Origin of the sequence: Pseudobutyrivibrio ruminis CF1b, assembly GCF_000424005.1 — a bacterium.
GTDB lineage: Bacteria > Bacillota > Clostridia > Lachnospirales > Lachnospiraceae > Pseudobutyrivibrio > Pseudobutyrivibrio ruminis_C.
Window position 1 is genome coordinate 260,174 of record NZ_AUJB01000008.1, and the last position, 14,178, is coordinate 274,351.

The following is a 14,178-nucleotide window of genomic DNA, read 5'->3' on the forward strand; positions in this document are numbered from 1 at the left end:
GGTTGGAATGTTAGTAAAGAGTGATGCAAAGAAAGAAAAGAAAATTATAGATCAACTTATAGAAAATGATCCAGAGCTGATGAGGCAACATGAATTATTTAAAGCAGAAATGGCATTCAAGCAAGAGTTGATTAATACAAGAAAAATGAATAGTCTTACTCAGAAGGATATTAGCAAATTGAGCGGGTTATCTCAGCAGGCTGTGAGTAGAATGGAGAATGGGACAGGCGGAACAATTGAAACTATTATTAGATACTTGAGTTCCATGGGGTATTCATTATCCATAAAGAAAAATAGCTAATTTAAGGAAGGATGGAAATCGGCTTCGCCGATGGGGGACGAATAAAATAAGCCCCATAAATCCGGCTTTTATGCTATAATTTTACTAGCGTTTTGCTCAATAAATTCACAGGGGAAAATATATTGGGGAAATTAGTAAGGGACAAGATTCCTCAGATAATTAAGGACGATGGAAAGCGCCCTATAATTAGGACTTTATCCATTGAGGAATACTTAAAGGAATTAGATATAAAACTTAATGAGGAAGTGGCAGAATACCAGGCGGACAAATCCATAGAGGAGATGGCTGATGTACTAGAGGTACTAAATGCTATATGTGTAGCTAGAGGCTATTCTTTAGAGGAGCTAGAAAAGATTCGTAAAGAGAAGTGCGAAGCTAGAGGAGCTTTTAAAGATCGTATCTATTGGGAGGGGTAATTGCTGATGGTTCTGCCTTATTCTGATGAACTTCATATAGAATATCTTAGTAGACTTTTTGATAATACTAGCGAGTGCTACAAATTCTTTTGGTTCAAAGCGATTCTTGAAAAGGTAATTGCTGGCACCAATGAAATATCATTCAAAGAGCTTGTGGATGATATGATTGCGAATGCTTGGTATATGGGTACAGAGTACTGTCTGAACCTAGGGCCAAAGGATACTCTGGAGGATGTTGTAAAGCTCATCCAAAAGAAAAATCCTAGCTTTAAATCCAGCATCAAAAAGTCCGACCTTTTAGCGTATCTATCAGAAACAAAAGATAAAGAAATCATTTCAAAGAAGAGGACATTGATACTCAATGTACCTTATCGCCTTCAGGCTCCTTTTATGCCAGGAATAAAAGGTAAAGCCTGGGATGTTCCAAAAGATAATCTTATGGAGAATATTAATAATCACAGTCATATTATGTATTACTTCTTGGGAATTAATGGCCTGTCATCACGAATCGTTGTGAAGGATGAATGGGTTAACTATTTCGTGAAAAATCAAGAGATAATACGAGGCTGGCTAGAGTACAATATGATTCTCTATCTGCAAAGAAGAAATCCAAACGTGCCTGGCATAGCAGACAAATTATATCCACCACAGGAAAGAAAGCTGGATGATGTTAAGAAATACTGGAAGCTGATTTTGGCGGTTTCTCCAGAGCCAGTGAAGGAGATTTATGGCGAGAACATTCTTACCGCGAAGGATATTTCTATAGATCATCATGTGCCATGGTCGTACGTGGCACATGATGAGATGTGGAACCTGAATCCTACCACGAAAAGCATTAATAGCTCGAAGAGCAATAATTTGCCAGACTGGAACACATATTTTATACGCCTGGCGATGTTAGAGTATCAGTCATACAGAATGATGCGAGAGTATGATGTGGTGCATAAAGAGTTTGAGAAATGCGCAAAGAAGCATTTCAATGATGATAGATTAAGATATCGTATATACGAATCTGATATTGAATACGAACGATTTGAAAAGGAACTGGAGGCAGTGATTCTTCCGGTTTATAAGTCTGCTCAGAACTGTGGGTTTGGGGAGTGGAAGTATATATAGGTGATTAGCATTTTACTACTGAAGATTTTGATGTCTTCAAGGAAACGTATGATACAAAAGACGATAAAGCTGACCTATCTCAATATATATCTGAGATAATAAACTGATATGCTATATCACGGTTAACCCTGATGTAGAAATATATTTTGATTGTCTATATTATTAGATAAGTTATTTACTAAATGGATAGACGAGTAATAGATATACATAGGTATGTTCTGATAATAAATAATTATGAGAAGGAGCATGTACATGAGCAATTTTACATTTTTAAAATCTCATTGGGAAGATTTAAGTAAAACTGGTGAGTTAGCTGAGGCTTATGTTTATTCAGATCCAAACGGTTCGATGTTTAAGCAGGGCTTATTTGCTGAACGAATAGTAAAATATATGTTGGCTTATGATGGAATAGCTGAGCCAACTTATGATAATACCCACGCTAATAGAATAAAGCTTTTAAAATATAATGGCTTACTTCCAAAAGATATCGATGATGCATTGTATGTCATAAGAAAAACTAGAAACGATGCATCACATAATGATTTGGATAATCAGAAAAAGGCAAAAGATAACCTTCAATTGGCTTTTAATGTCGGTGTTTGGTTTATGCAGACTTATGGAGATTATACTTTTGAGCCACAGCCATATGTTGAGCCTGTCGATGTAGCAGTTCAAAATGAAGAGCTTTCTAAAGAAAATGATGAACTTGAACAGAAATTGAAAGCGCTTGAGGCTGAAATTGAGAATATCAGAAAGAAAGGTAAGTCTGATTCTAACCGAAAGAGTAGTGCGTTCAAAAATGCTCAATCAGTTCATTTGTCTGAGGCTCAGACAAGAGAATTGATTGATGAGCAATTGCGCCTTGCAGGGTGGGAAGTAGATACGCCTAATATCAGATATTCAAAAGGTAGTCGTCCAGAGAAAGGGCGTTCTTTAGCAATTGCTGAGTGGCCTACTGATAGTAGTCTTGGGAATAAGGGATTTGCTGACTATGCTCTTTTTATTGGAGAGCAGATGGTTGGAATCATTGAGGCTAAAAAGATGGATACAGATGTATTTGGCGCTCTGAATGTCCAGGCAAAAGACTATGCCAAGAATATCCGTATGCAGGATAGAGCATATGTGCTGAAGAAATATGCTGAGTATTTTGTGCCATTTGTATATGCAACTAATGGTCGTCCATATTTGGAACAGTATAAGGAAAAGTCTGGCATCTGGGGATTAGATACAAGACAGCCATATAATGTTCCATCAGCTGTTGCAGCATGGCCAAGACCAGAAGAGTTAGTTCTTGATTTGCAGATGGATATTGATGAAGCTAATGACGAACTAGAGCATACTGGCTTTGACGATTTAGAGAATCCTGATGGATTAAATTTGAGATATTATCAGATTGAGGCAATAAAGGCTGCAGAAGATGCAATTATAAAAGACCATAAGAAGACTGCTCTTTTAGCAATGGCTACTGGAACTGGCAAAACTAGAACTGTTTTAGGCATGGTTTACCGATTCCTCACAGCAAAAAGATTCAAAAGAATCCTTTATTTGGTAGATAGAAACTCACTTGGTGAGCAGACTATGGATACATTTAAAGAGGTTAAGTTGAAAGACTTGCTTACACTTAACCAGATTTATGATGTTAAAGAATTAAAAGATAAGGAATTTGATAAAGATACAAAAGTACACATTTGTACGGTTCAAAGCCTTGTAAAACGAGTACTTTATGATGAGTCTGATCAGAAGTTGGGTTCTACAGATTATGACTTAATTATTGTTGATGAAGCGCATCGTGGTTATATTCTTGATAGAGAAATGGCTGATGAAGAATTACTTTATCGAGATCAGGAGGATTACAGAAGTAAGTATCGTTCTGTAATTGATTATTTTGATGCCATAAAGATTGCACTTACAGCCACTCCAGCTTTGCAGACTACCGAGATATTTGGTGCCCCAGTTTATACATACGATTACAGAACAGCCGTAATTGACGGATATCTTGTAGATCATGATGCACCACATATTATTGGAACAAAGCTTAGTAGAGATGGTATTAAATTTGCAGCTGGTTCAACTGTGCCTATTTATGATCCAGACACAAAACAAATATTGAATTCAGCTGAGCTGGATGATGACTTAATATTTGAAGTAGATAAGTTTAATAAAGAAGTAGTAACAAAAAATTTTAATACAACAGTGCTAGAAGAGATAGCAAAAGATATCGATCCAAATGCACCAGGAAAGACTCTTATATTTGCTGTGGATGATGCACATGCAGATATGGTTACAAATATTTTGCAAAATATCTATTCAAAGCAGGGAGTTAGCTCAGAGGCAATTATGAAGATTACTGGTTCTATTGAAAACGGTAATCAAAAACGAATAAATGAAGTTATTCGTAAGTTTAAAAATGACACATTCCCAAGCATTGTTGTTACGGTGGATTTATTAACAACAGGTATCGATGTTGAAGAGATTGTAAATCTTGTGTTCTTAAGACGTATTAAGTCTAGAATTCTCTTTGAGCAGATGCTTGGACGCGCAACAAGACTCTGCGATGACATCGGAAAAGATCACTTTGAGATCTATGATGCAGTAGGCGTTTATAATGCACTTGAGCCAGTAACAAACATGAAGCCTCTTGTAGTTAGTAATAAAACTACATTTGAGGATATTATTGATGGATTTGACTCATTGGAAACAGAATCTCAAAAAGAGAATCAGGTTGATATTCTTATTGCGAAAATGCGTCGTAATAAGAATGGAATGAGCGATGAAAACTGTGAAAAATTTGAGTTTTCAACTGGGTTTGATCCAGATGAGTTTATTGCTCAGCTTAAGAAGAGTAATGCTAAACAGGCAGAAGAATTAATAAAAAAGAACCGTGAGGCATTTAAATATGTAAAGCGTATGCCTAGGGAGCGTGGAAAGGTAATCAGCGATAAGCCGGATGAACTTATAGAGCATTCACGTGGTTATGGCGATGCAACAAAGCCGGAGGATTATCTTAAAGAGTTTTATGATTTCATAAATACGCATGTAAATGAAATAGCTGCTCTTAAGATAGTTAAGACAAAGCCTCAAGATCTGACTAGAAAATCTTTGAAGGAATTGAAACTGATACTTGATCAGAATAATTTCAACGAAACCATGCTGAAAACTGCTTGGCGTAGTATGACAAACGAGGACATTGCAGCGGATATTATTAGTTTTATTAGACAGCAGAGTATCGGTGATGCATTAATTAGCAAGGAAGATAGAATCCATAATGCATTAGCAAAGGTAAAGAAGGCCCACCCAGAGCTTACTAAAATACAGTTAGGCTGGTTAGACAGAATTGAAGCTCAGTTATTAAAAGAGACTGTATTGAATCGAGAGACATTTGATTCAGCCGCATTTAAAAATAAAGGTGGTTACAATGTTGTAAATAAAGCCTTTGATAATAAGCTGGAAGATTATATTGCGGAAATAAATGACGCAATGTATGCAGCACAATAAAAAACAGGAGAGTTATAACTAATGACAAACAATGAAATAGTAGCTAAGCTTTGGAATTTATGTAATGTATTGCGTGATGATGGAATTACATATCAGGATTACGTAACAGAGCTTACATATATTTTATTTTTAAAAATGGCCAAGGAGACAGGTGCTGAGAAAAATATTCCAGAGGAATATCGCTGGGATAATCTTAGTAGCAAGGATGGTATTGAATTAAAGAAATTCTATGCAACTCTTTTACAGGAACTTGGAGAAAATGGCACTGGTAAGATTCAGCATATTTATTCAGGTGCTAGTAGTAAGATTGACGAGCCTGCAAACCTAAAGAAAATCATTACAAGCATCGATGATCTTGACTGGTACAGTGCCAAGGAAGAAGGTCTTGGAAATCTTTACGAAGGTTTATTAGAGAAAAACGCTAATGAGAAAAAGTCTGGTGCGGGCCAGTATTTCACACCTCGTGTTCTTATTGATGTAATGACTGAACTTGTTGCCCCACAGCCTGGAGAAAGATGTAATGATCCGGCGTGCGGTACATATGGTTTTATGATTGCAGCAGATAGATATGTTAAGAATCACACAGATGACCTTTTCGACTTATCTGAGGATGAACAGCATTTCCAAAAGTATGAAGCATTCACTGGAGCAGAGCTTGTACATGAGACACATAGGCTTGCACTTATGAACTCAATGCTTCATGACATTGAAGGTGAGATTTACCTTTGTGATACGCTTTCTAATCAGGGAAAGGTTTTAAAGAATTACGACGTTGTTCTTACCAATCCACCATTTGGAACAAAGAAGGGTGGTGAGCGTGCTAGTCGTGATGATTTAACATTTATGACAAGCAATAAGCAGCTAAATTTTTTGCAGCATATTTATCGTTCATTGAATACGGATGGTAAGGCTAGAGCTGCAGTGGTTCTTCCTGATAATGTTCTTTTCGCTGATAACGATGGAGAAAAAATTCGTAAGGATTTAATGGAGAAATGTAATCTACATACGATTCTTAGATTGCCTACTGGTATTTTCTACGCCCAGGGCGTAAAGACAAATGTGTTATTCTTCAACCGTGGGACTAAGGATGAAGGAAATACAAAGGAAGTTTGGATTTATGATTTACGTTCCAATATGCCATCTTTTGGTAAGACAAATCCTCTTACTAGGGAGCATTTCAAAGAGTTTGTCGAATGCTATTGCGCTGGTCATATGGAAGATCGTAAGGAAACTTGGTCAGAGGAAAATCCAGACGGACGTTGGAGAAAGTATACCTATGAGCAGATTCTTGAGCGTGACAAGACGAGCTTAGACATTTCATGGATTCGCTCTGGCGATACTGTTGATGACAGATCATTAGCAGAGTTGTTGGATGAAATCGAAGAGAAGGCTTCTAACATTAATAATGCAGTAGAAGCATTGAAATCATTAATTGGAGATTTGGAGGAATAAGTTAATGGATACAAAGGCATTACGCCAGAAAATATTAGATTTAGCTATCCGTGGCAAGCTTGTTCCACAGGATCCTAATGATGAACCAGCATCAGTTCTTCTCGAAAGAATACGTGAAGAAAAGAAGCAGATGGTTAAAGAGGGGAAGTTGAAGCCAAAGGATATTAAGAACGATACTATTATCTTCAAAGGTGAGGATAATATGTATTATGAGAAGTTTCAGGATGGAACGGTGAATTGTATTGAGGATGAGATACCATTTGATATTCCAAACGGATGGGAATGGAGTAGAATAGGAAGTCTTTTTTTCACTGTTACTGGTAGCACTCCTTCTACAAAAAATAACGAATACTATGGTAATGATTATCCCTTCTATAAACCTACTGATTTAGATGATGGTTATGATGTCCATGATTCAATTGATCATGTTTCAACAGCGGGGTACGAGACAGGACGATCATTACCTGTAAATTCAGTTTTAGTTACATGTATAGGCGCAACAATAGGAAAAACTGGATTGATTCATTCTGCTGGTATCTGTAATCAGCAAATAAATGCATTGCTTCCTAGTCCATATGTTAATTCGGACTATACGTTTTATAGTATGTGTTCTGAATTTGAACAAAACCAGATAATAGGTAATGCTTCTGCAACGACCTTGCCTATACTCAACAAAGGTCGATTTGACAATTTGCTTTTTATTGTTCCACCAATTCATCAGCAAATCAAGATATCGGAGGAAATAAAAAAGATATTGGAATTAGTAAGTGTTCTTGAAGAAAACAAGGATAGTCTGGTTGATATTATTTCTGATACTAAATCAAAAGTTTTGGACATGGCAATAAGAGGAAAGTTGGCTCCACAGAATCCAAATGATGAACCTGCATCTGTTTTCATTGAACGTCTCAGGGGAGAAAAAGAAGCGTTAATAAATTACGATAAACCTAAACGTGATAAGAGGAAATCTATCATTTATAAAGGGAAGGATAACTATTATTATGAGAAGTTAATGGATGGAACTATAAAATCTATCATGGACGAAATCCCATATGAGTTACCCGCTAACTGGACGTGGTGCAGAATACGTGACATTGCCTCTATTAAAGGAGGAAAAAGAATTCCAAAGGGATACAGCTTTTCTGATAATGAAACTGCCCATGCTTACATCAGAGTTACCGATATGAAGTATAATACAATAATTATGGATGGTATAAAATATATTGATGATGATATTTATGAGAAAATAAAAGCATATACTATTTCTTCAGATGATTTGTACATTACTGTTGCAGGAACAATTGGTGCAGTGGGAACAGTACCGAAAGAAATGGATGGTATGAATCTAACTGAAAATGCTGTAAAAGCTACAAATATACAAATAAATAAGAATTATTTATGCGTAGCTATCCAGAGCTCTTTTATACAAAATCAATTTCAAGATAAAACGCACCATGTCGCAATGCCTAAGCTGGCTATTGAAAGAATTCTTAGTACATTAATACCGATACCTCCAATTAAAGAGCAAGAAATAATTGCCGATACTGTTGTAAATATAAAGGAACATATTGCACAGATTGAAGCCAATCTCATTTGAGATTGGCTTCAATTATATCTATATTAGTACCTGTTATATATAGATTATATTATATGAATTCTGTTAGCATTATGATTGGTGGAACTATAAAACATATAGTGATTTACTATAGAAATGTGTATAGCTTTAAACGGTTGTTCCATTAGAATGGGCATATATTAGATATTAATATGTTGGATTGAATGAAATGCTTAAAATGCTATACTTTAATTTAGATGAAATTAGTTGATTTTTGAATAGAAAGATAGAAGCGGAAGGTGAATCGATGAAGTTAGTATATATAAAAGTAGATGGATACAAAAATCTTAACAAGTTTGAATTGAATTTTGAAAAACCAAGTTCTATAGCAGCAATTATAGGAAATAATGGAAGCGGTAAATCAAATCTTCTAGAGGCGGTAGCTATTATCTTTTCATCTATTAAGGTAAACGAAGAAATCCCTTTTATTTTTGATATTGAATATTATGAGGGGGATGAAAAGTATAGATTGTCAAATGAAAATGGTAAATATTGCTTGAATGGCGAAAAGATTACTCCAAGCATGCATAAATATTTGCCTAGATCTCTTTTCCTTTATTATTGTGGAGAGACTAATCGTTTGAGAATGATTGCAGAGTCAAAAATAGATAAGTCGTTTGATAAATCCTTAAAGACAGATGGTGAATTTGTGCTTAAGTACAACACATATATTGGACTTAGAGAATTTGGCCCTGCAATGCTTGCCACAACAGCTTTTGAAAATGAACTCTATTATAAAATTTGTAGATTGCTAAATATCGATGGAATGACAGGAAAGGCCGTTTTTAAGCTAAAGAACCCAGGCTGGAGTAAGTCAGCTAAAGTTAGCGATAATTCGTTTTGGAATGCGAGAGGAACCGTCGATTATCTTCTTAATGCTATAAAGAGAACAGGTACACTAAAAATATTGAGTAACGATAGTGCGGAAATTCTTGTAAATGATTTTTCTAAAATAGATTTTCAGGCAGAGAATGCATTTGATCTATTCATAAAATATGAATTGTTGGTTCAGGCTGGAATATTGGATAGCATTGATTTTGAAGTAAAAAAATGTGATGCTTTGTTTTCAGCTAATGATTTGAGCGAAGGTGAAAAACAACTTGCTTTAATTCTAGCGATTATGGACATTACTAAAGAGTACCGAGCATTATTTTTATTGGATGAGTTTGATGCGTTTTTACATCCAGGATGGCAAAGAAAAATTTTGCAAATACTTTCTAGTTATGAAATTAATGGACAAGTTATTTTTACAACACATTCCCCATTGACATTAGGGAAAATGGAACATGACAACATAAGAATACTGAAAGATGGAGAAGTGTTTAAGCCTACCACAAGTTCATATAATAGAGATGTGTCAGAGGTATTAGAAGAAATCATGGAGGTGAAAAAACGTCCGGAGGAGGTAACTCAATTAATTAGTTTATTCAGAAGTAGTATAGCTAAAAAAGAAATAGATAATGCAAAAAGAACATATGAGGAAATCATTAAGTATTTAACAAGTGAAGATCCGTTTATTTTACAGGCAGAAAGCAGCATTGCTAGATTGGAGAGACATAAAAAGTGAAGCATATAAAAAAGGAAAGTGAACCAGAAGATTTAAAAGAATATAAAAAATTGGAAGGCGCGTGTTTTAGGGATTTATCGAAAAATGTAAAAAAAAATCTGAGAGATTCTCTGAGGCAGGAGCAAGGTGGGATATGTTGTTACTGTGAACGAGAATTAAAGGGAAAAACTGTGATAGAACACATTAAACCTAAAGAACGCTTTCCAGCGCTACAACTTGAGTATTCAAATTTGGTTCTATCATGTGATGGCGGTGAGTGTGAGCGAAAGAAGCATAATAGAAGAGAAAATAAAAACTATCCACTGTATTGTGATGCCAATAAAAATAATAATCGTATTTGTGTTTCGCCACTTGATGATAATTGTGAAAAAATGTTTGGTTATGGCGAGGATGGAGAAATCTATGGGCTGTCAAAGGAAGCAAATGATACTATTGCTGTTTTAAATCTTAGTGTTCCATTTTTAAATCACCAAAGGAAAGCTGTCATTGACAGTATTAAAAACACAGATTTGTCAGAGAGCGAATGGGAAGAAGAATTGGTTTATTATCAGAATAGAAAATTTGATGGTGATTTTGAACCGTTTTGTACAGCGGCAATATATTATATTGAAAACTATGTTCTATAGCTTGCAAACAAATAATGTGTGGGGGAATTTTGTTGTAATTGTGAGGGGGAATAATGGCTGTTTGTTTTTTTAATAATGATTTGAATAATAGATATCGTTGTACTTATACTATCGAAAAGGATTCCATCACTGTGTCTGCCGAGTATGATATTTTTGATGAAATTCCAAGTACTAATGGATTTCATGCAATTGGTAACAATAATTTTGAATCAAGAGATATTTTAATAGCGGATTCTGATAACAGTAAATTTTATTTACTTAAAGATGCTTATTATGCTGGTAACAGTAATAGATATGCATTGCTAGATAATAAGTCAGTTACTATTTTTAAGTCAGGAATATATTTTTCACATGGTAAATATGACAAATTGACAAGTCTTCCAGAAACACCAAAATGTTCGTCTATACGTATTTTTAGTAAAGACTTCATTGCAATTGTGGGAAATAACTCTTATCAAAAAAAGAAAAATGATGATGAGTTGATTATTTCATTGAAAAAGAAAAATGAGCCAATAGATTTTGACATTTCCACATCGAAAATAAAGAAAATCCTGTTTAATGATTGGTGGGAACAGAATGAAGATTGGAAGATAGGAAAAGTTGTTATTGATATCACTCCGTATGTTGAAATCCAATTTAAACGAAGACAAAATTACAATGATATTTATAAATATGTATATGAATTTGAAATATATATGCAGTTGTATACAAAAGGCGGGTTTAAGGTTGATGATATTTGGCTCAATATAGAAGATTCATTTTATAGATTTAAATGTCAAACACGTGGTTTTGAATACAAAGAACGGAAAAATTATGTTGTTACCGATAGTATGGCGTCTTTCTTGGAGAAATGCTATTCAAATATAAACTATGCTCATACAAACAAGATGTGGCTACGTAATATTCCTTATGCTATTGGTGTGACATCAAGAAATATAGAAGATTCATTTTTATTATATTACAAGTTTGTTGAATGCTTCTTTAAATCTAAAAATGAAAAAGGTGCTTCAAACAGATTTATTGCTAAAGCTATAGAAGAAAACTATAAGTGTATGAAATACACAGATGATGAAGTATCCTGTCTTTCAAGAGAGATTGTTTGTTTACGTAATCATTACATACATTCTGGCTATTTTATAAAAAATAATAAATTAAAAATAAGTAGGCCTAAAGAGGATTCATCATTTCAAGAGTATGTAGCAAATGCGGATTTTGAATGGTTATATGAGCGGACTAGTATTTTGAAAAAGGCATCAATTGACATTATTTATAAAGAAATATTAGGGTATGATAACTACTCATATTAATTTTACTCGGGGAGGATTTTGTGACAGAAGCAAGAGAATTTAGACTTATGGAATGCAATAGTATTTCTGAGTTTCTTACTATGTTTTTTGGCTTAGGTAAAAAGGAAAAACAGAGTGTTTTTTCGGAGAGAATGTATATAAAGAAAGGGACGGAATTTTTCAGGGTTCGCCGAGCAAAAGGGTTTAATAATTCAAATATTTTTGATGATAATGAGTGGGGGCCTGTTCCTCTGAAATATGCAAGGCAAGGAAGGTTTAATGCAGATGGTCAATCTGTTTTATATTTAGCGTCCTCTTCAGAATACTTAGGTAGAGAAGTTGGATTATAGGAGGGGGAAGAGTATTACCTTGCAAAGTATGTATGCACAAAATCTTTTTGGGTAGGGACATTTTTATCTACAAATAATTATGTCAACGCTTTAATGTATAAAATAACCATGTCTGTTGCAGAAGATACAGATTTAACCGTACGAGAAAGAAATCTTATAGAAGATTATTTTAAACAAGGACATTTGGGCTCTTTATGTGATATCGCAGTTAATCCGTTATCATCATTATTTCTGCATAGAATGATAAACAACTTGTATGATGTTACAAATAAACTAGGACGGATTGTAATGGAAAAGGAAGAGTGTGGAATAAGATACTCGTCGGTATATGTCCCAATAGAGTTTTCTGGCGGGCCACAGATTTTAACTCTTGATGGTGTGGAATACGGAAACTTTGTTTTGACAGAAAAAGGATATGAGAATATTGAGCTTTGTTCTGTTGAAAAGAAAAAATATGTGACATCCGAGGATTTGAGCAAACTAATTGAAGTATTCATTGAGGAGGAGCAGAAAGCATCTGATGGTTCTGGGGGAAAAAGAATTGTCACAGGAAATAGATAATAAGTATCTTTTGAGTGACTTATATCTTGTTCTTGTAAATATTGAATCTAATGTAATTGAAAAGGTTAAAAAAGGAAAACTGCTTGGAAAAGAGGATGATGTTGATTTATTAGTGCCAGCATTAACTTCAAGTTTATCATTATTACGTCAAATTATTTATTTGTGTGAAAAAGGATTTCCTGACGGTGCATTAATGCTTGCTAGAAATATCTATGAGCAGATGATTATTTGCTCATTTATAGAAAGCCAAGAAGATGAGGATAATCATAATGAACTGCTAAAAAAGTATTTCCAGGATGCTGATCTTATAAAAATAAAGTATCAAAATGAATTGTCTAAAAGGTTCGGTTTAGATAAAGAAGTACATAAAACGAGTAAATTAATAAACATCATAAATGGTTGAGAAAGATACAATACAATCTACCCAAAATGCTTCAGGATATTATAACTACTCGTTTCTATGAGAGAGATTATAATGATATTACCAAGAAACTTTTGTACGAAGATGTGTCATACGATGAGGCTATTGATAAAGGGATAAAGATTGTTGCATATTGGAATCTTTTTGAATATAAATATTGAAAGATAAAGTCATGACTCATTCTTGAGTTATGGCTTTTTTTTAATCGTATTCTATTATAATGGGATGATAGTACACGCTAAACTAATTTTTTCAAAAAGAATAATCATAGTGGCTACAGACATTCGCACAATAAATTTCTCTAAAATAATGTGTGAATGCTCATAATTTTATTGACATTCACACATTATTCGATATAAAATTAATGTGTGAAAGGTGGTGGCGAAATGAGCAATATTATTGAAAAATTAATTGCAGAATCGACAGATGGCCTTGTAAAAGTTACTGATGTTGAAGCTTATGGCGGAGATCGTCGAGCATTAAAATCTTATGTAAATAACAATAAACTGATGAGAGTCGGTCGAGGACTATATCAGATTACGGATGAATGGGAAGATGATTTATATATTCTTAGCGTAAAATATCCCAAGGGTATAGTGTCTCATGATACAGCATTATACATTCATGGATTTACAGATCGAACTCCTGCTATATATTCATTTACATTTCCCCAGGGCTATAATGCACCATCTTTAAAAAATGAAAACGTGATTATAAAAAGAGTAGTACAAGAAAAATACTCTTTAGGATTGAGTGATGCACTGTCTTTCAGTGGGAATCCAATTCGAGTCTATAATATAGAAAGAACTTTGTGCGATATTGTTAGGGGCGAAGGTTCTGATATTCAAATTGTTCTTGACGCAATGAAGAGATATGCAAAATATGAAAATAAAAATATCAATCTTTTAATGGATTACGCAGAACAATTACATGTTAAGAAAAAGATTTTGCGATATATTGAGGTACTACTATAAA

At 34.3% G+C, this 14,178-nt stretch carries 13 protein-coding genes; all 13 read left to right on the forward strand.

What is annotated here, in order from left to right:
• The first annotated feature begins 7 nt into the window (after positions 1–7).
• The 13 genes from G592_RS0103560 to G592_RS0103625 all read left to right on the forward strand — a co-directional run bounded on the left by G592_RS0103560 (position 8) and on the right by G592_RS0103625 (position 14,177).
• A complete protein-coding gene (locus tag G592_RS0103560) occupies positions 8–301 on the forward strand; it encodes a helix-turn-helix domain-containing protein (RefSeq protein WP_028246592.1) in 294 nt (97 codons plus the stop codon).
• 122 nt (positions 302–423) lie between these two features.
• The gene (locus tag G592_RS0103565) at positions 424–717 is read left to right on the forward strand and encodes a nucleoside triphosphate pyrophosphohydrolase (RefSeq protein ID WP_242830142.1); all 294 of its coding nucleotides are present in this window, start codon (positions 424–426) and stop codon (positions 715–717) included.
• A 6-nt stretch (positions 718–723) separates the two neighbouring features.
• The gene (locus G592_RS15565) at positions 724–1,833 is read left to right on the forward strand and encodes an HNH endonuclease domain-containing protein (RefSeq protein ID WP_051194741.1); all 1,110 of its coding nucleotides are present in this window, start codon (positions 724–726) and stop codon (positions 1,831–1,833) included.
• Between the two features lie 252 nt (positions 1,834–2,085).
• Complete coding sequence (gene hsdR, locus G592_RS0103575; protein ID WP_036951678.1) at positions 2,086–5,328, forward strand: type I restriction-modification system endonuclease; 3,243 nt, start codon at positions 2,086–2,088, stop codon at positions 5,326–5,328.
• Positions 5,329–5,349: 21 nt separating this feature from the next.
• A complete protein-coding gene (locus G592_RS0103580; RefSeq protein ID WP_028246596.1) occupies positions 5,350–6,780 on the forward strand; it encodes an N-6 DNA methylase in 1,431 nt (476 codons plus the stop codon).
• A gap of 4 nt (positions 6,781–6,784) precedes the next feature.
• Positions 6,785–8,374, forward strand: coding sequence for a restriction endonuclease subunit S (locus G592_RS0103585; RefSeq protein ID WP_028246597.1), 1,590 nt, complete (start codon positions 6,785–6,787; stop codon positions 8,372–8,374).
• Between the two features lie 265 nt (positions 8,375–8,639).
• On the forward strand, positions 8,640–9,959 hold the full coding sequence (locus tag G592_RS0103590; protein WP_028246598.1) for an AAA family ATPase: 1,320 nt from the start codon (positions 8,640–8,642) through the stop codon (positions 9,957–9,959).
• The gene (locus G592_RS0103595; RefSeq protein ID WP_028246599.1) at positions 9,956–10,585 is read left to right on the forward strand and encodes a retron system putative HNH endonuclease; all 630 of its coding nucleotides are present in this window, start codon (positions 9,956–9,958) and stop codon (positions 10,583–10,585) included. Before G592_RS0103590 ends, G592_RS0103595 begins: the two co-directional genes overlap by 4 nt.
• Positions 10,586–10,638: 53 nt before the next feature.
• Positions 10,639–11,892 (forward strand): hypothetical protein, encoded by a 1,254-nt coding sequence (locus G592_RS0103600; protein WP_028246600.1) that lies wholly within the window; start codon positions 10,639–10,641, stop codon positions 11,890–11,892.
• Positions 11,893–11,912: 20 nt separating this feature from the next.
• Positions 11,913–12,221, forward strand: a complete 309-nt coding sequence (locus G592_RS0103605; RefSeq protein WP_028246601.1) for an RES family NAD+ phosphorylase — start codon at positions 11,913–11,915, stop codon at positions 12,219–12,221.
• A 288-nt stretch (positions 12,222–12,509) separates the two neighbouring features.
• Positions 12,510–12,782 (forward strand): hypothetical protein, encoded by a 273-nt coding sequence (locus G592_RS0103610; RefSeq protein ID WP_028246602.1) that lies wholly within the window; start codon positions 12,510–12,512, stop codon positions 12,780–12,782.
• Positions 12,763–13,185 carry a DUF5677 domain-containing protein gene (locus G592_RS0103615; RefSeq protein ID WP_155942152.1) on the forward strand — a complete coding sequence of 141 codons (423 nt, stop codon included), beginning with the start codon at positions 12,763–12,765 and terminating at the stop codon, positions 13,183–13,185. Before G592_RS0103610 ends, G592_RS0103615 begins: the two co-directional genes overlap by 20 nt.
• Before the next feature lie 404 nt (positions 13,186–13,589).
• Positions 13,590–14,177 (forward strand): type IV toxin-antitoxin system AbiEi family antitoxin domain-containing protein, encoded by a 588-nt coding sequence (locus G592_RS0103625; RefSeq protein ID WP_028246604.1) that lies wholly within the window; start codon positions 13,590–13,592, stop codon positions 14,175–14,177.
• Position 14,178 lies beyond the last annotated feature (1 nt).